A 22,549-nucleotide genomic window follows, 5' to 3' on the forward strand; every position below is an offset into this window, starting at 1 on the left:
CGCCAGAAGTCGCTCTGTTTTGTTATGCCGTTTTGCAACTTCTTCCAATCCCAAATTTTCTCAATTTGGAGCTTGACTTTTAATAGTTAGTCTTTCAACCAAAAGAATTTAACCAACAGTTTCACCCATTCCATATTGTATGTAAGAACATTATATCACAAAAAAGATTTTAATAATCATTTTTTTCGTTTTCATAATTACATAACTTAAAACAAAAGTAAAAACAGAAATGGTGGTAGAAGTGAGTGTTGGTGTTAGTTCTGCATATAATCTTTCCCCCGACTTTGGTATAATGTAATTGTAAAGAAAAGCAATAAACGGAGTGGTTAAAGGTGGTGTATTAAGATGTGGAGTTCGGTTTGCGATGTATGGGAGGATGATAAAATGAATAGTAATGAAACTGTTATCAAAAAGAAAAATCATGAGCAATGGTTTTGCGAGTTGTCCACGAACGCAAAAGCAAGATGGATTGCATATCAAATCTATTATGCGACAAAGTGTGATGTATACGGTCAAAACCGTAAAGATTGGACTGTAAAAGATTGGGAAGAGTGGTTAAAGGCTGAATGTGATACGACGGATTAAATTGTATAAGGAAGGATAACTGTGAAAAATCGGGCAAAACGGATTCGTTGTGGTGAATATGAATATTGTGGCTATCGGCTTATTAATCATGGTTATTATGAACCTGACCGTTGTGTTTGGTGGGAAGCTGTTAATGTAATAACAGGTTGTTCTGATTTTCATGAACATACTAAACGGGAATTGATTATGAGCATTGATAAAGATATTGCTACAAGACAAAAAGAGTAATCTGTAGTTTTCGATATAGTTTGAAGGGGGCGATTATCAAGCCGATATAAAACCTATATAAAATTGATATTATGAAAAATCCCGGATTGGCTTATCGCCGTCCGGGACTTCTTTTTTGTGTAACATAACCATAGTTAAATTATTTATTAATCACAACATCCCATGCCCTGACACTCTTGATTTCCCCGTTTACCAAAATCCTGTAATATTTCCTTTGTACAACCTGCTCAACCGCCAGTATCACGCAAGCTTGTCCGGTAGGAACATAGACAGCCTCTTTCGGTTCGATATTGCCTTCCATATTACAAAACGGTTCAATATACTGCCGTAATGCTTCTTCCAATACAGCAGTCTTGCTCTTTCCCGTCAGTTCAACGACTTTGTTTAGCTTATCAATCAACGTAGCATCCATATAGAAATTGGCAAATCTGCCATCTTTGGCTGGTCTTCCCATAGTTTTACCCCCGTTCACAATTTTACCCATTATACAACATTATTAATCAAAAATGCAATAGCTTCCACAAATAAAATGATAATATTTTCATCAAAATACTATCATCTTTTACTTTTTTAAAGCACTTAAAACCCACATTACAAGCAATTTTAATGCGTTTTTTCATTTTGTTAATCTTCTACAAACAATTCACAAACTGTTCACAATTTGCTGTAGAATAAAAATGGACTTTATCAAATCAACATATAGTGACCATTTAAAAGATTTAATCGAAAAACCACAACATATTCCGTAACCTGTTGACGTAATACAAAATTTCTTAGTATACTGCACTTAGTAAAGAACATTGAAAATTTAAAATTGATATGATATAATATATTGTAGAATAAAAAACCGGGGCGACACGACGAAGCCCCGGCGAAACCTGATGTTTAAACGAAAATGATTTTAAAAATATGTTATATTTTGTAGAATTATCACTGGTGTAGTTTGGCGACCCCACCAGCCCTGCTTACCCAACAGGCGTAAGCAAAATGAAAGAACGCCGGATAAAGTTTGGCGACCCTCCGACGTTCTGGTAAATAAACTGAGGCACACGTATTGTACCCCTTTGGTTATATTATAAAACATTGAAATCCGGCTTGTCAAGCGGCTTTATGGGATTTTTCGTGTGCCTCCGTTTCTAAAATTACGGAGGTTTAATGAACTCAATCACTAATTCTAATCCGATTCAGATGCTGAATAACCTCATCGAAGATACTACATCAAATATTCAGAAATACTGCAAAAATCCCGGTAAAGATTTTATCCGTAATCGCAAACTTCCTCCGCAAAAGCTTCTGAAACTCATTCTTGAAATGGAAGGAAACTCAATCAACGCTGAACTGTTTAAGAGTTTTCCTAATATCGAAGAACGCATGAGTGCATCTGCTTTTGTACAACAGCGGAACAAGTTAAAACCGGAAGTATTTCATGATATGCTCTTAAAATTAAATAAAATCAGCAATAAAAAGACTTTTAAAGGTTATCAGGTAGTTGCTATCGACGGTTCTTCTTTTTGTTTTCCTGCTAATCCAAAAAGCGAATGCTTTGTGAAAAGACATCAAACACGCAAAGACGGAGAAGATGCTAAATCTTATTGTCTGCTCCATGCCAATATTATTTATGATGTTCTAAATAAACAATATATTGATTGTTTTGCAGGTCCGAAACACGGTATCGGTGGTAACGAACGTCTTTGGGGTGAAAAATTGATTGATAGTCACATCCGTGCCAAGCAAATTGTTGCTATGGACAGGGGCTATATCAGCTATAACCTGATTGAACATGGTAACCGTTCCGGTGGATACTACGTATTACGTAGTCCCATTGGTAGAGATAATTCTATCCCCGAAATTGGTGCATTACCTGATGAAGAATGTGACCAGTGGTTTGATATTCCAGTTACTCCCTACCAGAGGAAAAAATATCTTAATGCTGGATACCGTTCTCTTCAAATTGTTAAAAAAGGCTATAAATCTGAAGATGACCTTACTGAAGACGGGATAAAGGCAAGAAAGAAACGATGGGATTTCGAAGAAGCCTGTATCGTCCATTTCCGTGCAATAAAAGTTAAAATCAACGAAGAAGGCGAAAACAAGTGGGAAGTGATTATCACTAATCTCCCTTCTGACCAGTTTTCTGCCAATGATATAAAAGACCTGTATGGAAGACGTTGGAACATTGAAATTTCATTCCGCAGTCTGAAATATGCTTTAGGAGCTATCCAGTTCCACAGTAAACAAGACGATTTTGTTTTACAGGAACTGTATGCTCATTTAGTCATGTACAATATTGTTGCTGCCTGTGGAAACGAAGTAGAATTACCTAATCGAATTACTAAACATGATTACGCCATTGATTTCAAAATGGCGGTTACTATTGTACGTTCATTTTTCAAAAACAAAATACTATCATTCCAACGACTATGTTCTGAATTATCACGATACACACAAGCAATACGTCCCGGCAGAAAAGACCCACGAAAAATTAGACTAAAATCACCAGTGTACTTCATATATCGAGTAGCCTGACACATCTGACAATTTCATATTATTTTATATCAGACCGGCACCGGTCTGTTTGCTATGCCTAAAATTAAAAAATAACTGGTTATCAGCAGGTTTATCCTCAAAATTAAAACGTCTTGGCTTATAAAACCAAGACGTTTTTTCTTTCGGATTTCTTAACTTAACGAGTTTTGACTGCCACTTTAATAAGCTAAAATCCGATTTACCCCCTGTCATGCTTAACTTAATGACATTGTTTTTACACAGCGGGGGATTATCATTTTCCCCAATTTCTCGTGTCCTGTCTCTTCGTATGTGATATAATAAACAATAGAGACTGCGAATTCGCGCCCTGTAGGTTGCCTGCGCCCGGAGATGCCGGGTACGGCGCTTCGGCTCCGGAGCAGAGGAACAGACAGAATGCGTCAAATCAATCACAACGAAAGGTGGACTGTGCTATGAAGAATTACGCAAAACCCGGTGAAGTGCTGTATCACGTTGGTTTATCGGTGGAGATGCTGCAGGGCGCCAAATATGCCCTGGTACCCGGGGATCCGGGACGGGTGGAAGGCCTGGCCAAAGCGTTGGACAAGAAGGCCGTGTTTCTGGCAAGCCACCGTGAGTTTACCAGCTGGCTGGCCCGTGTGAAGGGGGAGCCGGTGCTGGTGATGAGCAGCGGCATGGGCGGCCCCAACATCACCTTTGTGGTGGAAGAGCTGGGGCGTCTGGGCGTCACTACCTTTATCCGGGTAGGCACCACCGGTTCCCTGCAGGAAGAGATCAATCTGGGGGACGTGGTCATCTGTAAGGCCTGCGTGCGGATGGACGGGGCCAGCAGGGCCTATGCGCCCATCGAGTACCCGGCGGTGGCGGATCTGGATGTGACCATCGCCCTGCGGGATGCGGCCAGGGAGTTGAAGGTGCCCTTCGGTATGGGCATTGGCGTCACCACGGACAGCTTCTGGCCCGGACAGGAACGTTACGACAGTTTAAACGGCTATGTGCTGCGCCGGCTGCAGGGGAGCCTGAAGGAATGGCAGGCTCTGGGCTGTACCAATTTTGAGATGGAAGCGTCCACGCTGCTGACCCTGTGCAGCGTCCACGGGCTTCGGGCCGGGGCCATCTGCGGCGTGGTGGCCAAGCGGACGGACAGCGAGTCCGTAGCGCCCCCCGGCGTATATAAAAAGGCGGAGCAGCGGTTCCAGAAGGTGGCCAAGCGGGCCCTGGAAAAGCTCATTGCCGCGGATAAGGTGTAAGTTTTGTTCGGAATCACAGAGAAAGGTTTTCCTGTGTGATCGTGTGTGTGTGAAATGTGACTGCGGGTTACAGGAGGAATCGCTATGTTGGAAGTTGGAACCGTGGCGCCGGATTTTACCCTGCCGGACCAGGACGGGAATCAGGTTTCCTTAAAAAGTTTCAGGGGACAGAAAGTCGTTTTGTATTTTTACCCGAAGGATAATACCCCGGGCTGCACGAAGCAGGCCTGCAATTTCGGGGAGCTGTTCCCCCAGTTCCGGGAGAAGGGCGCGGTGGTGCTGGGCGTCAGCAAGGACAGCGTGGCGTCCCATAAGAAGTTTCAGGAGAAATATAACCTGCCCTTTACGTTGCTGTCGGATACGGAACTGAAGGTGCTCCAGGCCTATGATGTGTGGCAGGAGAAGAATATGTACGGGAAGAAGACCATGGGCGTGGTCCGTTCTACCTATTTAATCGATGAAAAGGGCGTCATCGTAAAGGCGTTCGGTAAGGTGAAGGCGGCGGAGAATCCGCAGCAGATGCTGGAGGTGCTGTGATGGCTCGTGTGATCATTACGCTGCTGGATTCCTTTGGAATCGGCTGGGCCCGTGACGCGGCGGCCTTTGGGGATAAGGGGTCCGATACCTTAGGACATATTGTGCAATGGATGGCGGAGAACCGGAAGAACCCGGACGGCTCGCCCCGGTATCTGGCGCTGCCGAACCTGGCGGTCATGGGGCTGGAAACGGCCCACTGGCTCAGCACCGGGGAAGACATGGCCCATACCATTTCCGATAAGCCGCTGGAAGATTTGTCCCTGAATGCCGGCCGGGTGAAGGCGGCCTATACCTGCGCGTCGGAGGTGAGCAAGGGAAAGGACACCCTCAGCGGCCACTGGGAGATCGCCGGTGTGCCGGTAGATTTTGACTGGGGCTATTTTCCCGACCGGCCCCACTGTTTCCCACAGGAGCTGGTGGATGCTATTATAAAAGAAGGAAACCTGCCCGGAGTGTTGGGGGAAAAGCTGGCCAGCGGTACGGAGATCATCAAAGAGCTGGGCGAGGAGCATATGCGTACCGGCAAGCCCATCATCTATTCGTCGGCGGACAGCGTGCTGCAGATCGCCTGCCACGAGGAGAGCTTCGGCCTGGAACGGCTGTATGATCTCTGCAAGCTGAGCTTTGAACTGGTGAAGCCCTATAAGATCGCCCGGGTCATCGCCCGTCCTTTTGTGGGCACAAAGGCGGATGATTTTCAGCGGGTAGCGGCCCACCGTCACGATTATGCGGTGCCGGCCCATGAGGACACGCTGCTGGATAAACTGGTGGCGGCGGGGGGCAACGTGTATGCGGTGGGGAAGATCGCCGATATTTTCGCCCACCGGGGCATTACGAAGCATTATCCCGCGGCGGGGCTGGATAAGATTTTTGACGCCACCCTGCAAGCAGTGAAGGATGCGCCGGACCGGACGCTGGTGTTTGCCAATTTTGTGGATTTCGATTCGTCCTTCGGCCATCGCCGGGACGCCCTGGGTTACGGGGAAGGGCTGGAGTATTACGACAGCCGTCTGCCGGAACTGTGGGCGCTGCTGCAGCCGGACGATGTGCTGCTGGTGACGGCGGACCACGGCTGCGATCCTACCTGGAAGGGAACGGATCACACGAGGGAAAAGATTCCGGTGCTGTTTTACGGACAGAATGTGAAACCGCAGCAGCTTCCGCCTTTTAAGATTTTCAGTGATATCGGCCAGACCCTGGCGGACTATCTGGGCGTGGGTCCCCTGGGACACGGCACCGCGGTGGATATCTGGAAATAGCGGATGCGTGGCGGAGCCAAAGGGCGCGCGGCTGCGGCAGGTGTTTTGTGAAGGTGTCGTGGCTTGCGGGGATTTCGGTTTGCCCTTCCCGGTTCCATAAAAATGACACAATTGTTTTGTATACTAATCCCGGGTTGTAAAAGAGTCAATCCTGTTTCAGATACTATATATTGGAAGAAAGCATGGATTTCGGATTGGCAGGAGGGGATAGAAAATGAAGAAACTGTTTTTGCTGCTGGCGATGCTGGCAGTCTTGTGCAGCGGCGTCGCCGGGGATATTTCCCCGTTGGAAGGGGTGCCGGTGCTGGGTATGCCAAAAGCGGAGGCCTTTGAGACGAAGCCGGTGAATTTTGTGGTCATCGACCGCACCCGCAGCGTGAGCAGGGCGGATATGCGGGGCTGGATCCAGATGGTGAAGATGGATTACCATGTGCCTTATTACCGGCTGATGGACGACAACACCAAGGCCAATGCCGCGGTGGATGAGATGTTCGCCAAAAACCCGAAGCCGGACAAGGAAGCCATGAAGGCGGCGGCGGAACAGGCGGGCTGCGGCGCCCTGGTGGTGATGGTGGTGCACCGGATGGATTCCTACATGGTAACCAGCCATTCGCCTTTTGATCATGACATGGAAACCTATGTAAGGACCTTTGCCTATGCGGATATGTATGCCTACAATTCCGACGGCAACAAGTTTATCCGGCGGTTCCTGCGGGAAACGGACCTGAAACCCCTGGGACTGGCGGAAGAACCCTCGGATACCATTAAATGGACCCTGGGTAATCTGTTAAATAAAATGGAAGGAAAACCGCAGATCTGATGACCGTTCTACAGGCTGCGCCCGTGGGGGAGGCAGCCTGTATCCCGTTGCCCAGGTCATGGGCCGGCGTGGCGGAAGAACGGGAAGAAAACGCTGCGGTACGTGAATATCGTTATGCCAAAACCGGAAGATTTTGAAGTGATCAAGGCGCGGCGCCCGAACTGGGAGTTTCTGCAGAAGCTGCCCCGGGAGCTGCATGGTTTTACGTTTAAGGAAGGAGGGTGCCAGTTCCGGCATGAGTACATGCTGGCGGCCTATGAGAATGTACCGGCCCGGCGACGGCTGGAGCTGGTCTATACGGATGAGACCTTTGATTATGTGCCCGTCCGCCAGGTGGGGCTGCAGCGGTACCGGGATTTCCGTTACATCACACGGGACAAGGACCAGTTTGAGGAATGGATCAACCGGTATATAGACCGGCTGGTGGAGGAGACGACGCCCACCCATATTCCCCATTCGCATTTCGTGCTGGAGCATAAGGGCATCTTTGACTGGCATTTTCCGGACAAGCTGCCGGAACGGATCGGGCCCTTTGAGAAGTTCATCATCCCCCAGTATCCGCTGCCGTTCCTCAACAACTGCACGATTATTCTGGACTATGCGGACTTTGCCACGGGCAGCGAGGTGGTGTTCCTGTATAACCAGGTGCGCAACATGTTCTATGCGGAAAATAAGATCCGGTATATCCCCAACACGATCCACGATTTTGACGCGAAAAAGCTGGTGGATCTGGAAGAGCTGCTGGAGGAAAGGCTGGAACCGTATCTGCGGGAACTGGCAAGACAGTTGGGATATCCGGACGTCGCTCCATGAAATTGTGCCGCGTTTTTGTAAAAAAGCTTGACAGCAACGAAGAAATAACCTATACTAATAATGCTTGATGAAAAAACGGCCCGGTGGTTCAGTTGGTTAGAATGCCGCCCTGTCACGGCGGAGGTCACGAGTTCGAGTCTCGTCCGGGTCGCCATTATGCCTCGGTAGCTCAGTTGGTAGAGCAAGGGACTGAAAATCCCTGTGTCCACAGTTCGATTCTGTGCTGAGGCACCATGTTGCGGAAATAGCTCAGTTGGTAGAGCACAACCTTGCCAAGGTTGGGGTCGCGAGTTCGAGTCTCGTTTTCCGCTCCATTGTTTATAAAAGGAGAAATCCTTTTCATGTATGGGCAGTGTAATTCCGCAGCCCGGGCCGAAAGTCCGGGAGACTGCAACCGCTGCCATATACAGAGTAGGTACGGCGACATAGCCAAGCGGTAAGGCAGAGGTCTGCAAAACCTTTATCCCCGGTTCAATTCCGGGTGTCGCCTCCATACCTTCTGCCGAGGTGGCGGAACTGGCAGACGCACGGGACTTAAAATCCCGCGGGTAGAGATACCCGTACCGGTTCGATTCCGGTCCCCGGCACCAGTAAAAAATTGCCTGTCCTTTCAGTGAAAGGGCAGGTTTTTTGTTTATGGGCAATTGAACAGGACGAGACGGAGATAACCCTGAAAAGATAGAACTTTCCAACTCCGATTGTGTTTTGTGTGATATAATACTACTGTTAAGGTTGTGATTTATGGTGTAACAGGATAGATACCACCAAGAAAGAGGAACCGTGTTTATGAGAAAGAAATACAGCAGGAAAAAGCTGTTGACGGCAGCCGTCATGACGGCGCTGTTGGCCACGCCCGGGTATGGCCATGCGTTTGAAATGCCGCCGGAGTATGTGTATAACAACGGAAAGCCGATTGTGGAAATGCAATTCCTGACCAAGGGTGAGGGAATTGATGGTTTTGTGTCCAAGGCCGGTTATACGCTGGACTCTTCCCTGATTCAGCCGGTGAAATCCAGTACATCCTATTGGACGGGGATGATCGGCCCGAAAGCGAAAAATGAGACGCCATGGCAGGTGTTTGTGACTACGTTGGTCAATGAGCAGAATGCCTACGCGAGCACGTCGTGTTATGTACCGGGAAAGGAAAAGTTAAAGGAAGTTAAGTCTAATTTTGTGCCACAGCAGTTGCAGGACGGAAAAAAGCTGCTCCGGATGACAAAAGAAATCGGGGAATCCAAGAACCCGCCTCTGGGGGATTATGGGTTCAGCGTCATCTACATAGGTCAGTTTTTTGGCGCAGACCGCGAGGGAACGGTAGACGGCTGGTGGGTGGATACGGATACGGTGCTGCCTTCCAACGAGCAGGCGGCGGATTTTGTAGCTACCTTTCGCCATGAGCTGGGTCATGCCCTGGGCATCAGCAAGAGACTGGATGATGTAAATAAACCCGGGACGAAAGGGGAAACGTCGATCTGTTTCAGTGCCGAGGTTACGGATCCGGATTCCTGGAACCTGCATCTGGCTGACCAGAACCTGAATCCGGCAAAACCGGGGATGGAAATTCTGTCGGCGGCGGATTTTGCGAAAAAAAAGAAAGCGGATCCCGGCGTGAAGGAAAGCGATTTCTTTATTGTAAACAACCAGAATAAAGGAGAAGATGCTTCCGGGAAAAACGGGAAAGCTTATTTTGTGGGTCCGCATGTAACGGATGCTCTGGCAGGCGCTACGTTCTTTGGTGTCGACGGCATCCCTGTCAATGGCTGGGAGAGCAGAGGGTTTGATGGTTCTCATCTGCAGACGGCCGGTATGATGAGTCACCGGGAATACAGCAACTACACGTCCTTTATGGAAGCGGAACTGGCCGTAATGCAGGACCTGGGCTATGACATCGACCGGGAGGCTTATTTCGGGCATTCCGTTTACGGGAATGGAACGACCTTTACCAATACCCAGGGCTATTTTGCCCGGAATAAAGAGGGTACGGCCTATGTGGAAGGAACGCCCAGCACGGTGCCGCTGGGGATCGGCCTGCACATCTACGGATCCCGTAATACGTTGACCCAGGCGGCGGATATACTGACCAACGGCACGGGGGCTACCGGTATCCGGGTGGACGGCATGCAGAATACGCTGATCATTCCCGAGGATACGAACATCCATGCGGATGGTCTCCGGGGCAATGGCATCCTGATCGCCTACGGCCGCGACCAGGTGGTGAATCAGGCGGGCACGGTGACTGCTAACGGCCAGGGGGGTACCGGTATTTGTTTTGACTTCGGTTCCAGCAGTAACGGCGCGGATGATGAATACCGGGGTTCCTATATCCGTTACAAGCGGAGTGTGAATGAGAAGACCGGTGAGATTAAAAATCCTGAAAACTGGAACCTGACGGGCATGAATGAGAATGAATACAATGCGGGAGCCGATGAGCTGAACGGGCCCCAGGTTACGGAATACAATCTCACCGGGTCCCTGTCCGGTGGGGAAAATGCAATCTATATCGGCAAAAATGCCTTCGTACAGAACATCAACATAAAAGAAGGGGCCTCCATTCGCGGAAACATCACCAGCGACTGGAAGTATTTCAATACAGATGGCAGCTATGACGGTGTGGAAGAAGAGGATTCGACATGGAAAGGGCCGCTGCGTATCCAGTACAACGGGAAAACCGGGGAGAACGGCTATGACTACGATGCCTACATTCCCGATCTGGTGACGAACCTGAATTTTGCGGCGACGATGGAATATGACGGGAACATCACCGGTCCGGACAACATGAAACTGAACGTGGACAGCGGCGTACTGACCTACGGCGGCAAGGCCAATGTGGTGGGCGTGTATGTGGACCGGGATGCTTCATTATTAGGCGGCAGTTATATAGTCAACGATATGAGCCGTCTGGTGGCGGCGGATTTTGCTTCCAAACTGGATGATACGGATAAGGGATACTTTATCAACAGAGGTACCATTGGGGCCGTTGACAGTGAATCGTCTATGACCATTGACGGCGATCTGCTGTCGGATGGCACGCTGCAGGGCGTGGCAGGCGGCAGCGCCGGTACCATTGAGGTGATCGGCAGTGCGAACATCAACGGTTCGACGATTGTTGCGGATCAATTACTGCCGGATGAAAAGGTTGCCGTAGTGCAGGCAGATGAGGTGTATGGCTCCGTAAAGAATACAGAAAACGCGCCCGCCCAGTTCGGTATGCTGGATCAGATCGGCGCGGTGGAAGGGAATACGGTGGTAGTGACCGGTAAAGAGGCCAACAATCTGGGAGAAACGGATGCGGTGCAGGGAGAAACCTACGGCGCCATGATGGCGATGTACAATAACCTGACGGCAAACGGTGACGCCCGCCGCAATGAAATGCGGCCGCTGTTCTCTTTGATGCCGGCACAAGCCAGAGAAACCCTGTCTTCCATTGGGTCCAATGCGTCGGCGAAAAGTATGGCGCTGGCCCAGCGCAGCACGGTGATCCAGCATTTGCTGTCTTCCCGGCTGACAGAGGCATTTACGGCGAAGGAGACGAAAGCCAATATTCCCATGCAGCATCTGGAAGACAGCAGCGATGAGGGCGTGCCGGAGTGTTCGCCGGATACGGCAAAACCAGTTTTTCCGACAACACCGCCAGCAATGAACTGCGGGATGTGCGGTTCGGTTTGTATGGCGGGTACAGCAAAGGCAGGAGTGAAGGTTTAGTCTATCTGGACTATGGCTGGCTTAGGAACAAGCTGCGCCGTGGCATCCGGAATCAGAATCTGGTTGCCGGAGCGGATTACCACAGCCGCATCCTGGAATTAGGTGGGGAATATTTATACGACCTGCAGGCGGAGAAAAATGTGCCCTGGCATGTGCGGCCCTATGTGAATGCGCAGTTATCAAGATTATGGCAGAACAGCTACCGGGAAGACGGGGCCGGAATATATAATCAGGTAGTGGACAGCAAGCACAACGACTACTTCGGCATGGGAGCCGGTGTAGAATTTAAACGCTACCTGGCCGGGGGAAGCTACGCCATCCGGGCCGGGGTGAAGCACGCCTTTGCAGGCGCAGAACCGAAACTGCGGTACAGTTACATGGGCAATCAGGCCAACACCTACGACATGCGGAACGTACAGGACAAAACCCACTTTGTGCTGTCCATCGGCGGGGAGGCTGAAGTAGCCAAAGGCTGGACGGTAGGCGGCGACGCAACCTTCCAGCGGGGAAGTCACGATAAGGACTGGTCGTGTACGGTTACGGTAAAGAGAATGTGGTGACGGGAATATCTTCTGCTTGCATTAAGAAGTTGATACAGGAGCCAGACCAGACGGCCTGGCTCTTTCTTTTGCCTGAAATGGCATACTTTTATATTGAATGAACCTGATTATTTGTGGTATAATATACTAATTAATATGGGATAGTTTGCGCTTGATTTAGTATAAACACGGAGGTCGTGTCATGCGTAAGACCACAGACTGGCTGGCCGGTGAATCTTTTTTGCGTGAAAATGCAAAAGAGCTGCTTCCTTTCATAAACGAATACGGACACTGTACGCTGGAACCGGATGGACTGGAGCGGTATTTTGAGGTGCTGCTGACGGGTATCGCGGCCCAGCAGCTGCCCCCGGAGTCCAGCGCGAAGATCATGGAACAGCTGCGACATCTGGCGGGGAACCCGGTGATGCCGGAGAAACTGCTGGCTCTCACGGACGAGACCATTGCTACCTGCGGCCTCTCGGCAATCAAGATAACGTACATGAAGGAATTCGCCCGGCTGGTGTTGGACCGTACCATTGATTTTACGGCTTTTGCAGAGATGACGGACGCCCAGATCGTCAAGCTGCTGAAAACCGTGCGTGGGCTGGGACAGTGGACCATCGAAATGTTCCTGCTACTTTCCCTGTGCCGCCCGGATGTGTTGCCGGGAGATGATTTTCTGCTGAAAAAGGAAATGCAGAAGCTGTGCAAACTGAAAGAAGTTCCCAAACGGGGACAGCTGAACAAACTGATGGAACCCTGGCGGCCCTGGCGGAGTCTGGCCGTGTGGTATCTGTGGCAGCACAGCGCAGAGAGTAAGAGAAAACCATAAGACGCAGTATCGTGCCAGCAGAGTTATGGGCTGCTATACTTCAATTTTAGTTAAGGATTTACAGAGGTAAAAAATGAGCACTTTTTTTGAACAGATAAACGTACTTCCCAAAGTGAGGGAAAATTTGCAGAAGATGGGGATTAAAACGCCCATGCCGGTGCAGCAGCAGGCGATTCCTGCTTTGCTGAAAGGGCGGGACGTGCTGGCCCGGGCCCAGACGGGAACCGGTAAGACGCTGGCCTTTCTGATCCCCCTGGCCCAGAAGATCGACCCGGCTAAAAAGTACGTGCAGGCATTGGTCATCACGCCGACCCGGGAACTGGCCCAGCAGGTCAATGAAGTGATGAAGCAGGTGCTGGAAGGACTGGAGATCTCTACGCTGGCGGTCATCGGCGGCCGTGATTTTGAAACCCAGAAGAACAAGCTGGCAGGCAAGGCCCAGGTGCTGATTGGCACCCCGGGACGACTGCTGGACCATATTGAAAAAGGCAATACGGACTTGGGCGGCGTCAAGTTCCTGGTGCTGGACGAAGTAGACGAAATGCTGGCCCAGGGCTTTATGGACGATGCGGCGAAGCTGATTGCCATGACCGGTCCGGAACGGCAGACCATGCTGTGTTCCGCTACCGTTTCGGAAGAAATCAACAAGCTGGGACGGAGCATGACCACCAACTGTCAGGTCATTGATGTTACGCCGGCAGAAACGGTGGTAAAGGCGATTCAGCAGATTTGCATCCGCACCACGGAAGAAAAGAAACCGGAGCTTCTCATGAAGCTCATCGACCGCCTGAACCCCTATCTGATGCTGGTCTTCTGCATCAGCAAAGAGCGGGCGAAAGAAGTGGACGCCTTTTTGGGCGAGCATGGCTATAATGTGGCCGTGCTCACCGGCGACATGAGCGCGGCAAAACGTAAAACGGTGATGAAAGAGTTCCGTGACGCCAAAATCCAGATTCTGGCGGCCAGCGATATTGCGGCCCGGGGACTGGACGTAGAAGGCGTGACCCACGTCATCAACTACGACGTGCCCCATGACGCGGACTGGTATGTGCACCGGGTAGGCCGTACAGGCCGCGCCGGCAAAGACGGCGTCGCCGTTACCCTGTACACGCCGGAAGAACTGCGCTGGCTGCACAATATAGAGAAAAAGCTGGGTGTGACACTGGAAAAGCAGACGGCAACCGGCCGCAAAATCGTGCGCCGGACCCGGATCGCCGCCGCCCGGAGACGGGAAGCGGAACAGAAAAAAGAAGCCCCGAAATCCAGAGGCCGCAACTCCGTCGCGGACAAACGCCATGCCCCGAAGACCGGCTCCAACCGCCGGCAGGTCAGCCGCCAGGCAGCCCGGGAAGCCTCCATGGCATTAAAAGAAAAGGCCAAAAAAGCGGCGAAAAAGAGAAACAATAAAGAGTAAATAGAATTTGTAGTCAGAAAAAGACTGAAGCAAAACATCGGGAATGATTGCGTTATTCCATGAGATGAAATTCGCCGTTATGGCGAGACTGTCTGAGGGGCGCAGCCCCGAGTTTCGAAGCCATAGGCGAATGAGTCCATGGAATAGCAATCATACACGGTTTTGCGAAGTCTTTTCCTGACTTACTAAATCCATTTTTAGTATACAGGTGATTTAATTTGTTTTTAAAATCAGTTACAGCCTTCGGGTTCAAATCCTTCGCGGACCGCACCGTCCTCGAATTCGGCGCGGGCATCACCGCCGTGGTAGGACCCAACGGTTCAGGCAAAAGTAATATATCCGATGCGGTGCGCTGGGTGTTAGGCGAACAGAGCGCCAAATATCTCCGTGGCAGCAAAATGGAAGATATTATCTTTTCAGGTACCAGCAGGCGCCGTGCCTTAGGCGTGGCAGAAGTGACCCTGGTCTTCGACAACCGGGACCACATGCTGCCGTTGGATTTTGACGAGGTGAGCATCACCCGTCGCCTGTACCGTTCCGGCGACAGCGATTACGCCATCAACAAGAAAAACTGCAGATTAAAGGATATACTGGATCTGCTGGCGGATACGGGCATGGGCAAAGGCGCCATGTTTCTCATCGGGCAGAATAAAATCGACGAAATCCTGAACAGCCGTCCGGAAGACCGGCGCTCTATCTTTGAGGAGGCGGCAGGCATCGCCCGGTTCCGTATGCGGAAGAAGGAAGCCACGCGCCGTCTGGACGATACGGCCAACAACCTGACCCGCATCAACGACATCAAGAGCGAAGTGGAGAGCCGGGTAGAGCCGCTGCGGATCGAGTCGGAGCGAACCATGCGCTACAACGAACTGAACGGGAAACTGCGGCTCTGCAAGCTGACCCAATTCGTGCAGCGGGTGGAAACCATCGAGCAGGCCCGGGCCAAACTGCAGCAGGAGCAGGAGGACTGCAACCTCATCTTTCTGGAAAAAAGCACAGAAGTGAGCGAGCAGGAGGCGTTCCTGACCGAATTGCAGCAGGAGCTGGACGCGCTGAACGACCAGGTGTCCCACATCCAGGCCGGCATCACAGAAAAAGAAAAGGCGCTGGAAGCCATCAAGGGCGAAGACGCCGTGCTGGACGAACGTATTGAGCAGAGCATCCGGCAGCAGGGCAATATTGCAAAACGCGACGTGAAGCTGCAGGAACAGATCAAGCAGTGGACGGCCCAGATGGAAACGCTGGCCAAAGAGTTTGACGTGCTGGAAGCCAAACGGGACGAGGCGGCTGAGCAGGTTACGAATCTGGAACAGCAGCAGCAGGAACGTCTGCAGGCCCAGAAAGATAACGAGGCAAAGATTCAGGAGCTGACGGACAGCAATTTTGAAGATATGCGCAAAATGGTGGAATTGCGCAATGAAATCCGGCAGCTGGAAACGGAACAGGAACAACGCATGAACCGCCGCAACCGGCTGAAAGACGACGTGGACGCCGCGGAACAGCGGGTGGCGGAATTAACGGAAGAACAGCGAGGGCTGATTTCCCGCAAGGGGGAACTGGAACAGGATATAGCCCGCTATATAAAGGAAGGAAACGAACTGGCGGCCAGGGCGGCGGAAAAACGTCAGGCCTTTCAGGGCGTGGATAAAAAATACAATGAATGCCAGACCCAGATTGCGGCGGTGGAATCCCGGCTGCATCTGCTGCGGGATATGCAGCAATCTCTGGAAGGCTTCGGCTTCGGTGTAAAAGCGGTCATGCAGAGCCGGGAAAGCTGGCATGCGGATGTGATCGGGCCGGCTGCGGCGCTGATTTCCGTGGAACCGGAGTATGTGACTGCGATGGAAACGGCATTGGGCGCCGGCTCTCAAAATATCGTGATTCACTCGGCGGAAGCGGCGAAGCAGGCCATCCGGTATCTGAAGGAACGCAAAGAGGGCCGGGCGACTTTCCTGCCCCTGGACACCATAAAAGAACCGGTGCTGAAGGCGGAGGAAAAAGCGCTTGCCAGACTGCCGGGGGTTCGGGGCTTTGCGGCGGACCTGCTGCAGTGTAAGGAAGAAGTGAAACCGGCAATCCGGTTCCTTATCGGCCGGGTGCTGGTGGCGGAAACCATGGATCATGCCATGGAGGCGGCCAAAAAGAGCGGCTTCCGGATCCGGGTGGTAACGCTGGACGGCGACGTGGTAAATACCGGCGGTTCCCTCACCGGCGGCAGCCGCCCGAAGAAAGAGTCCGGCTACCTGACCCGGGAACGGGATGTGAAAGCGCAGGAAGCGGCGTTACGGAAATTCAATAAAAACCTGCTGGCCATTCAGGAAGAAAAGGAAGTCCTGGAAGATGAACTGCAGGAACAGGAAAAACGGCTCTCCGTGTTGCGGGATACTGTGCAGCAGAAGAACATCAGCCTGACGGAGATGAAAGCGGAAGAGCAGCGCCTGTCCGATGAGCTGAAACGGGAGAACGAGGCGCTGGAGCTGGCCATGGACACCCGCAGCCAGCTGGCAAACGAATATCTGTCCGTGCGGCAGCTGCTGGCGGATAAACGCAAGCCGCTGCAGGAGATGGAAGCGGCTAACGAAGAAGCGAAGAATACGCTGGACGCGCTGCAGAAGAAGATATCGTCTGACAAGAGTGCGTTGGAAACGCTGGCATTACGGCTGCAGGATGCACGGGTCCAGGCGGAGACTGCCAACACCCAGCGGCAGCTGAAAAGTGAGCGCATGCAGCAGCTGGACAGCGATCTGGGACGGCTGCAGGCTGAGTTCAACGCGGATGCGGACGAACACGAAAAGTTAGAAAAGACCATTGAAAGCAGTAAACAGAAAAAGACAGAGCTGGTGGAACAGAGCAAGGCACTCATGCAGGAACTGCAAGATATCCTTACCGGTCAGCACGATTATACGGAGCAACGACTGGATTTGACCCAAAAGCAGGGGGCGGCAGGCGAAAAGCTGAAAACCCTGCGGGGCGAGCTGGCCAAAGCGGAAGCCAAAGTGCATCAGAACGAGGTAGACAACGCCAAACTGGAAAGCGATTACCAGAACGCGCTGGAGCAGCTGACTTCGGAATACAAAGTGAACCTGGCGGAAGCAAAGGAAGAGGCGAAAGCGGAAAGCGTACTGGAGGACAAGAGTGAAGCGGCCCTGCGGCGGATGCAGGCTTCGCTGCAGCGGCAGATGGATGACTTAGGGTCGGTGAACCCCGGCGCCATTGAAGAGTACAAAGCGGTCAGCGAACGCTATGAGTTTTTGCAGAAGCAGTATACCGACCTCTGCGAGGCCCGGGACAAGCTGGAGTCCGTCATCTCGGAAATCAATGCGGGGATGACGAAACGGTTCAAGGAAGCCTTCGGCAAAATCAACGGCTTTTTCCAAAACACGTATGTGCAGCTCTTTGGCGGGGGCACTGCAGTACTGAAACTGTCGGATCCGGATAATATTCTGGAGTCCGGCATTGACATCGAGGCGCAGCCTCCGGGGAAGAAACTTCAGAGCCTGTTCCTTCTTTCCGGCGGGGAGCGGGCGCTGACGGTCATTGCGCTGTTGTTTGCCCTGCTGAGTTACCATCCTTCGCCGTTCTGTATTCTGGATGAGATTGATGCGCCGCTGGACGACGCTAATATCGGACGCTTCTCCAAATTCCTGGAAGGCTATGCCATGCAGACCCAGTTTATCGTCATCACCCACCGGAAGGGCACCATGGAAGCGGCCAATGTAATGTACGGGGTGACCATGGAGGAATCCGGCGTATCCAAGATTCTTTCCGTGAAGATGAGCGACAAGCTGGTTAAGGACAGCGTGTAGTGATTGTTACTAAAAGTTTATTTTACATATAGAAAGGAAGTAGCGCCATGGGCTTTTTTGAGAAACTGAAGTCGGGGCTGACCAAGACACGCCAGAATTTCACCGACCGGATTACGGAACTGGTGGGTATGTCTGCCAAAGTGGATGAAGATTTTCTGGAAGAGCTGGAGATGATCCTGCTGACGGCCGACGTGGGTGTGAAGACTACGGAAAAGCTGATCGAGGATGTGCGTCAGGCAGCTAAGAAAAGAGAAATCAAAGGGACGGAGGATGTGCTTCCGTTCCTGAAGAAACAGATTGCCGCCATGTTAAAGGATGACGGCGTGCGGACCCGTATCGGAGCCCGCCCCACCGTAATTCTAGTGGTAGGCGTCAACGGAGTGGGGAAGACGACCACCATCGGCAAACTGTCCAACTACTTCCGTCTGTTTAATTACAAAGTGATGATGGCGGCAGGGGACACGTTTCGTGCCGCAGCCTCTGCCCAGCTGAAAATCTGGGGCGAGCGGGCCCAGTGCGATGTAATCGCCCACGAGGAAGGGGCGGATCCCGCTGCGGTTGTGTTTGATGCGCTGAAAGCGGCTAAGGCCCGGGGCATTGATGTGCTGTTTATTGATACGGCAGGGCGTCTGCATAACAAAGTTAACCTGATGAACGAGCTGGGCAAGATTGACCGGATCATCAAACGGGAAATTCCGGAAGCGCCCCACGAAGTGTTCCTGGTGCTGGACGCCACCACCGGACAGAATGCTATCACCCAGGCCAAGGTGTTCACGGAAACCACCAAGATTACCGGTGTGGTGCTGACCAAACTGGACGGCACGGCGAAAGGCGGCGTGGTGGTGGCTATCCGGGAAGAGCTGGGCCTGCCGGTAAAATGGATCGGTATCGGGGAAGGAATCATGGACTTCCGTCCCTTTGAACCGGAAAAGTTTGTGGACGCGTTATTTGCCACGGATGAGGAAGAAGGGTAAATGTTTGCGGTTATTGTCAATACCATTACGATACTGATCGGCGCTTCCGTGGGGCTCCTGCTTCGCAAGGGGCTGCCCGAGTCTGTTTCCGATGCCATGATGAAAGGCCTTGGCCTGTGTACAATCTTCATCGGTATCCAGGGGATGATCGAGGAAGAGTATATTCTGGTTTTGATTTTATCTACTATTGTGGGTATCGTCATCGGTGAACTGCTGGATGTGGACGGACGCATTAACCGGGCTGCGGAACGGCTGACCTCCCGTTTTAGCGGGAAAGGGGAAGGGGCGAAGATCGCCCAGGCCTTTGTGACTTCCTGCCTGATTATGAACGTGGGGGCCATGACCATTGTGGGTTCCCTTGACGCAGGCCTGCGGGGCAATTTCAGCATGCTGTATACTAAGTCCCTGCTGGATCTGATTTCCGGCATCCCCATGGCGGCGGCTATGGGCGTGGGCGTCATGGGATCCGCGCTGTTCACGCTGGTCTTTCAGGGCGGTATCGTGCTGCTGGCAGAATACATTGCCCCTTATTTATCCGAAACGCTGATAAAAGAACTGATCTGCACTGGCAGCCTGATGATCCTGGCCATCGGCTTTAACATGCTGGGTATAACCAAATTGAAAGTGTTAAATTACCTGCCAGGCCTGCTGGTGGTTCCATTGGCGCTGAAGCTGATGCAGGCACTGGGGTTTTGAGTAATATCTTTCGTCCAACATCTTGAGCCTTCATCCAAATTATGTTAAATTCGGACGAAAATCGATGGTTTGGACGAAAGGAACAGGTTGTAGTTTTGGAATTAAAAACTACATACAGTAAGCCATAATATTTTAAGCTGTCAAGCAAAAATACTTGACAGCTTTTCTTAATCCGTGTATAATGCTCATGTTGAGCAGAAGGGAATGAGATAGACACAATGGCGGCAACTGATTTTAACGACCGGATCCGGTTCGGCAGTCTGTATGAAATCTATGGCGCCCTGCTGACGGAAAAGCAGCGGCAGTGCCTGGAACTGTATTTTTGTGAAGATTATTCCCTGGCGGAAGTCGCCGAAGAAATGAACGTGTCCCGGCAGGCCATCCACGATTTACTGAAGCGGGTGGAGCAGACGCTGGAGCATTACGAAGAAATGCTGGGCTTTTTGCAGCGCGTGGAAAAGATGAGGATGCTGACGGTTGAAGCGGAAGCAATCCTGGATGACGTGGCAGAAAGACATAAAGATACACAGATATCCCGTTTGCGGGAGATTATGCAGGAATTGAATGATGAAAGCAGGTAACTGAATGGCTTTTGAGAGTTTATCAGAACGGTTGCAGAACGCAATCAAGATGTTCCGCGGCACCAAGGAGATTACGGAAGAGGATCTGAAGGCGCCCCTTCGGGAAGTCCGCATGGCCCTGTTGGAGGCTGACGTAAACTTTAAAGTAGTTAAAAACTTTGTCGCAAAAATCAAAGAGCGCGCGTTAGGCGCGGAGATTCAGCAGAACCTGAGCCCCAGCCAGCAGATCATCAAGATTGTTGACGAAGAGCTGACGGAGCTCCTGGGCGGAACCCAGGCCAAGCTGACGGTGGCGGATAAGCCGCCTACCATCATCATGCTGGTAGGTCTGCAGGGTACCGGTAAAACCACCACGGTGGGTAAGCTGGCCTTCAACCTGAAAAAGAAGAAGAAGAGCCCGCTGCTGGTGGCCGCCGACGTATACCGTCCGGCTGCGATTACCCAGCTGCAGGTACTGGGCGAGCAGGTTGGCGTGCCGGTGTTCTCTCTGGGGAACGAGGTGTCGCCGGTTGAGATTGCCCGGCAGTCGCTGGAAAAAGCGGCGCACCTGGCCTGCGATACGATTATCATCGATACCGCCGGTCGTCTGCACATCGACGAGAAACTGATGGAAGAACTGCAGAATATCAAGGCAACTGTACAGCCTCACGAGATTCTGCTGACCGTGGACGCTATGACCGGCCAGGACGCCGTGACCGTGGCGGACACCTTCAATAAAGACCTGGGCCTGACGGGCCTGGTGGTGACCAAACTGGACGGCGATGCCCGGGGCGGCGCGGTGCTTTCCGTGCGGGAAGTGACCGGCTGTCCGGTGAAGTTCGTAGGTATGGGCGAAAAGCTGGACGCGTTGGAACCGTTCTATCCGGACCGTATGGCTTCCCGTATCCTGGGTATGGGCGATATCCTGTCCCTGATCGATAAGATCAAAGATACCACGGATCTGGCCAAAGCGCTGGAGATGGAGAAGAAGCTCAAGAAAGACGAGTTCACCCTGGAACAGTTCCTGGAGCAGATGCAGCAGATTAAAAAGCTGGGCTCCCTGGATACCATCCTGGGCATGATTCCCGGCATGGGCGGCATCAGCCAGAAGCTGAAAGAAGCCAATGTGGATGAAAAGGAATTCGCCAGAGTAGAAGCGATCATCCGGTCCATGACGCCGAAAGAACGGCAGAAACCGGAGATCATCAATGGCAGCCGCCGCAAGCGCATTGCCGCCGGCTGCGGTATGAAGGTTCAGGACGTGAACCGCCTGCTGAAGAACTTCGACGACAGCAAGAAGCTGATGAAGAAGATGCAGGGAATGGCCAAGTTTGCTTCAAAGGGCGGCAAAATGCTTCCCTTTATGCATAAATAGGCGTAAGGGACTGTACCGTTCCGAAGCCTGGGGGAGAGACGGCGCTGTGTTTCAGGTCTGAACTCCCGATTGAATTAACCGGTAATAAGTCAAAAGTTTGAATTCCATGATAAGGAGGTGAAACTGAAATGGCAGTAAAGATTCGTTTAAAACGTATGGGTGCTAAAAAAGCTCCGTTCTACCGTGTAGTTGTAGCTGACGCGCGTTTCCCGCGTGACGGCAGATTTATCGAAACCATCGGCACCTATGATCCGACTACCACTCCGGCAGCCGTAAAGATCGACGAGGAAAAGGCCCTGAAATGGATGGGCAATGGCGCACAGCCGACTGATACCGTGAAAAACCTGTTCAGCAAACAGGGTATCATGAAGAAGTTTGCGGAAGTTAAAAGCGCGAAATAAGTAAGGGGGCGTGATTTGCATGAAGGAATTGGTAGAAGTTATGGCCAAGTCTCTGGTTAGCGATCCGTCTGCAGTGACAGTGGAGGAGGAAACTACTGGTACAACAACTGTACTCCGCCTCCATGTTGCCCCTGAAGATATGGGTAAGGTAATCGGTAAACAGGGCCGTATTGCAAAAGCGATCCGCTCCGTTATGAAGGCGGTTGCAACCCGTGAGAATGTGAAAGTTATCGTAGAGATCGTTGAGTGA

21 protein-coding genes and 5 tRNA genes are annotated in these 22,549 nt (G+C 51.6%); 25 read left to right on the forward strand and 1 reads right to left on the reverse strand.

Features of this window, described 5'->3' with window-relative positions; all coding sequences use genetic code 11:
- Window positions 1-384: 384 nt before the first annotated feature.
- Window positions 385-585 carry a hypothetical protein gene (locus QZV31_RS11380; protein WP_295360705.1) on the forward strand — a complete coding sequence of 67 codons (201 nt, stop codon included), beginning with the start codon at window positions 385-387 and terminating at the stop codon, window positions 583-585.
- A gap of 21 nt (window positions 586-606) precedes the next feature.
- The gene (locus QZV31_RS11385; RefSeq protein WP_295360707.1) at window positions 607-813 is read left to right on the forward strand and encodes a hypothetical protein; all 207 of its coding nucleotides are present in this window, start codon (window positions 607-609) and stop codon (window positions 811-813) included.
- 139 nt (window positions 814-952) lie between these two features.
- Here QZV31_RS11385 and QZV31_RS11390 read toward each other — a convergent pair whose 3' ends face one another.
- Window positions 953-1,267 carry a ribbon-helix-helix protein, CopG family gene (locus QZV31_RS11390; protein ID WP_295360708.1) on the reverse strand — a complete coding sequence of 105 codons (315 nt, stop codon included), beginning with the start codon at window positions 1,265-1,267 and terminating at the stop codon, window positions 953-955.
- Between the two features lie 701 nt (window positions 1,268-1,968).
- Here QZV31_RS11390 and QZV31_RS11395 point away from each other — a divergent pair.
- From QZV31_RS11395 to QZV31_RS11505, 23 genes are all read left to right on the forward strand, one after another.
- The gene (locus QZV31_RS11395) at window positions 1,969-3,339 is read left to right on the forward strand and encodes an IS4 family transposase (protein ID WP_295360710.1); all 1,371 of its coding nucleotides are present in this window, start codon (window positions 1,969-1,971) and stop codon (window positions 3,337-3,339) included.
- A gap of 434 nt (window positions 3,340-3,773) precedes the next feature.
- The gene (gene udp, locus QZV31_RS11400) at window positions 3,774-4,571 is read left to right on the forward strand and encodes a uridine phosphorylase (protein WP_093730024.1); all 798 of its coding nucleotides are present in this window, start codon (window positions 3,774-3,776) and stop codon (window positions 4,569-4,571) included.
- A gap of 84 nt (window positions 4,572-4,655) precedes the next feature.
- Window positions 4,656-5,108, forward strand: a complete 453-nt coding sequence (bcp, locus tag QZV31_RS11405; protein WP_093730023.1) for a thioredoxin-dependent thiol peroxidase — start codon at window positions 4,656-4,658, stop codon at window positions 5,106-5,108.
- Entirely contained in the window at window positions 5,108-6,367 is a 1,260-nt protein-coding gene (locus tag QZV31_RS11410; RefSeq protein WP_295360715.1) for a phosphopentomutase, read from the forward strand. The genes bcp and QZV31_RS11410 overlap by 1 nt, the downstream gene beginning before the upstream one ends.
- A 214-nt stretch (window positions 6,368-6,581) precedes the next feature.
- Window positions 6,582-7,187, forward strand: coding sequence for a hypothetical protein (locus tag QZV31_RS11415; RefSeq protein WP_295360717.1), 606 nt, complete (start codon window positions 6,582-6,584; stop codon window positions 7,185-7,187).
- The gene (locus tag QZV31_RS11420; RefSeq protein WP_295360719.1) at window positions 7,187-7,324 is read left to right on the forward strand and encodes a hypothetical protein; all 138 of its coding nucleotides are present in this window, start codon (window positions 7,187-7,189) and stop codon (window positions 7,322-7,324) included. The genes QZV31_RS11415 and QZV31_RS11420 overlap by 1 nt, the downstream gene beginning before the upstream one ends.
- The gene (locus tag QZV31_RS11425) at window positions 7,302-8,000 is read left to right on the forward strand and encodes a hypothetical protein (RefSeq protein ID WP_295360721.1); all 699 of its coding nucleotides are present in this window, start codon (window positions 7,302-7,304) and stop codon (window positions 7,998-8,000) included. The genes QZV31_RS11420 and QZV31_RS11425 overlap by 23 nt, the downstream gene beginning before the upstream one ends.
- A gap of 77 nt (window positions 8,001-8,077) precedes the next feature.
- Window positions 8,078-8,154 (forward strand) — tRNA-Asp (locus QZV31_RS11430).
- A 4-nt stretch (window positions 8,155-8,158) separates the two neighbouring features.
- Window positions 8,159-8,234, forward strand: a tRNA-Phe gene (locus tag QZV31_RS11435).
- A gap of 4 nt (window positions 8,235-8,238) precedes the next feature.
- Window positions 8,239-8,314, forward strand: a tRNA-Gly gene (locus tag QZV31_RS11440).
- Between the two features lie 105 nt (window positions 8,315-8,419).
- Window positions 8,420-8,493, forward strand: a tRNA-Cys gene (locus QZV31_RS11445).
- Window positions 8,494-8,501: 8 nt separating this feature from the next.
- Window positions 8,502-8,590, forward strand: a tRNA-Leu gene (locus QZV31_RS11450).
- A gap of 196 nt (window positions 8,591-8,786) precedes the next feature.
- Window positions 8,787-11,702: a hypothetical protein gene (locus tag QZV31_RS11455; RefSeq protein ID WP_295360723.1), complete on the forward strand. Its 2,916-nt coding sequence runs from the start codon at window positions 8,787-8,789 to the stop codon at window positions 11,700-11,702.
- A complete protein-coding gene (locus QZV31_RS11460) occupies window positions 11,588-12,262 on the forward strand; it encodes an autotransporter outer membrane beta-barrel domain-containing protein (protein WP_295360725.1) in 675 nt (224 codons plus the stop codon). Before QZV31_RS11455 ends, QZV31_RS11460 begins: the two co-directional genes overlap by 115 nt.
- A gap of 181 nt (window positions 12,263-12,443) precedes the next feature.
- Window positions 12,444-13,073, forward strand: coding sequence for a hypothetical protein (locus QZV31_RS11465; protein WP_295360727.1), 630 nt, complete (start codon window positions 12,444-12,446; stop codon window positions 13,071-13,073).
- A 73-nt stretch (window positions 13,074-13,146) separates the two neighbouring features.
- A complete protein-coding gene (locus tag QZV31_RS11470; RefSeq protein ID WP_295360730.1) occupies window positions 13,147-14,487 on the forward strand; it encodes a DEAD/DEAH box helicase in 1,341 nt (446 codons plus the stop codon).
- Window positions 14,488-14,705: 218 nt separating this feature from the next.
- Complete coding sequence (smc, locus tag QZV31_RS11475) at window positions 14,706-18,293, forward strand: chromosome segregation protein SMC (protein WP_295360732.1); 3,588 nt, start codon at window positions 14,706-14,708, stop codon at window positions 18,291-18,293.
- A 47-nt stretch (window positions 18,294-18,340) separates the two neighbouring features.
- Window positions 18,341-19,267 (forward strand): signal recognition particle-docking protein FtsY, encoded by a 927-nt coding sequence (ftsY, locus tag QZV31_RS11480; protein ID WP_295360734.1) that lies wholly within the window; start codon window positions 18,341-18,343, stop codon window positions 19,265-19,267.
- Window positions 19,268-19,963, forward strand: coding sequence for a DUF554 domain-containing protein (locus tag QZV31_RS11485; protein WP_295360736.1), 696 nt, complete (start codon window positions 19,268-19,270; stop codon window positions 19,961-19,963).
- Window positions 19,964-20,181: 218 nt separating this feature from the next.
- Window positions 20,182-20,544: a YlxM family DNA-binding protein gene (ylxM, locus tag QZV31_RS11490; RefSeq protein ID WP_295360739.1), complete on the forward strand. Its 363-nt coding sequence runs from the start codon at window positions 20,182-20,184 to the stop codon at window positions 20,542-20,544.
- A gap of 4 nt (window positions 20,545-20,548) precedes the next feature.
- Complete coding sequence (gene ffh, locus QZV31_RS11495; protein ID WP_093730011.1) at window positions 20,549-21,898, forward strand: signal recognition particle protein; 1,350 nt, start codon at window positions 20,549-20,551, stop codon at window positions 21,896-21,898.
- Window positions 21,899-22,026: 128 nt separating this feature from the next.
- Entirely contained in the window at window positions 22,027-22,299 is a 273-nt protein-coding gene (gene rpsP / locus QZV31_RS11500; RefSeq protein WP_093730010.1) for a 30S ribosomal protein S16, read from the forward strand.
- A 19-nt stretch (window positions 22,300-22,318) separates the two neighbouring features.
- Entirely contained in the window at window positions 22,319-22,549 is a 231-nt protein-coding gene (locus QZV31_RS11505; protein ID WP_093730009.1) for a KH domain-containing protein, read from the forward strand.

Origin of the sequence: uncultured Succiniclasticum sp. (assembly GCF_902793885.1) — a bacterium.
Lineage (GTDB): Bacteria > Bacillota > Negativicutes > Acidaminococcales > Acidaminococcaceae > Succiniclasticum.

Bases quoted from the DNA above. Each gene is read 5' to 3' on its own strand.
- bcp (WP_093730023.1), top strand. From the start codon at position 4,656: ATGTTGGAAGTTGGAACCGTGGCGCCGGATTTTACCCTGCCGGACCAG.
- QZV31_RS11415 (WP_295360717.1), top strand. From the start codon at position 6,582: ATGAAGAAACTGTTTTTGCTGCTGGCGATGCTGGCAGTCTTGTGCAGC.
- QZV31_RS11420 (WP_295360719.1), top strand. From the start codon at position 7,187: ATGACCGTTCTACAGGCTGCGCCCGTGGGGGAGGCAGCCTGTATCCCG.
- ffh (WP_093730011.1), top strand. From the start codon at position 20,549: ATGGCTTTTGAGAGTTTATCAGAACGGTTGCAGAACGCAATCAAGATG.
- QZV31_RS11425 (WP_295360721.1), top strand. From the start codon at position 7,302: ATGCCAAAACCGGAAGATTTTGAAGTGATCAAGGCGCGGCGCCCGAAC.
- QZV31_RS11380 (WP_295360705.1), top strand. From the start codon at position 385: ATGAATAGTAATGAAACTGTTATCAAAAAGAAAAATCATGAGCAATGG.
- QZV31_RS11485 (WP_295360736.1), top strand. From the start codon at position 19,268: ATGTTTGCGGTTATTGTCAATACCATTACGATACTGATCGGCGCTTCC.
- rpsP (WP_093730010.1), top strand. From the start codon at position 22,027: ATGGCAGTAAAGATTCGTTTAAAACGTATGGGTGCTAAAAAAGCTCCG.
- QZV31_RS11465 (WP_295360727.1), top strand. From the start codon at position 12,444: ATGCGTAAGACCACAGACTGGCTGGCCGGTGAATCTTTTTTGCGTGAA.
- QZV31_RS11505 (WP_093730009.1), top strand. From the start codon at position 22,319: ATGAAGGAATTGGTAGAAGTTATGGCCAAGTCTCTGGTTAGCGATCCG.
- QZV31_RS11390 (WP_295360708.1), bottom strand. From the start codon at position 1,267: ATGGGAAGACCAGCCAAAGATGGCAGATTTGCCAATTTCTATATGGAT.
- QZV31_RS11470 (WP_295360730.1), top strand. From the start codon at position 13,147: ATGAGCACTTTTTTTGAACAGATAAACGTACTTCCCAAAGTGAGGGAA.
- ftsY (WP_295360734.1), top strand. From the start codon at position 18,341: ATGGGCTTTTTTGAGAAACTGAAGTCGGGGCTGACCAAGACACGCCAG.
- QZV31_RS11395 (WP_295360710.1), top strand. From the start codon at position 1,969: ATGAACTCAATCACTAATTCTAATCCGATTCAGATGCTGAATAACCTC.
- QZV31_RS11410 (WP_295360715.1), top strand. From the start codon at position 5,108: ATGGCTCGTGTGATCATTACGCTGCTGGATTCCTTTGGAATCGGCTGG.
- QZV31_RS11455 (WP_295360723.1), top strand. From the start codon at position 8,787: ATGAGAAAGAAATACAGCAGGAAAAAGCTGTTGACGGCAGCCGTCATG.
- ylxM (WP_295360739.1), top strand. From the start codon at position 20,182: ATGGCGGCAACTGATTTTAACGACCGGATCCGGTTCGGCAGTCTGTAT.
- udp (WP_093730024.1), top strand. From the start codon at position 3,774: ATGAAGAATTACGCAAAACCCGGTGAAGTGCTGTATCACGTTGGTTTA.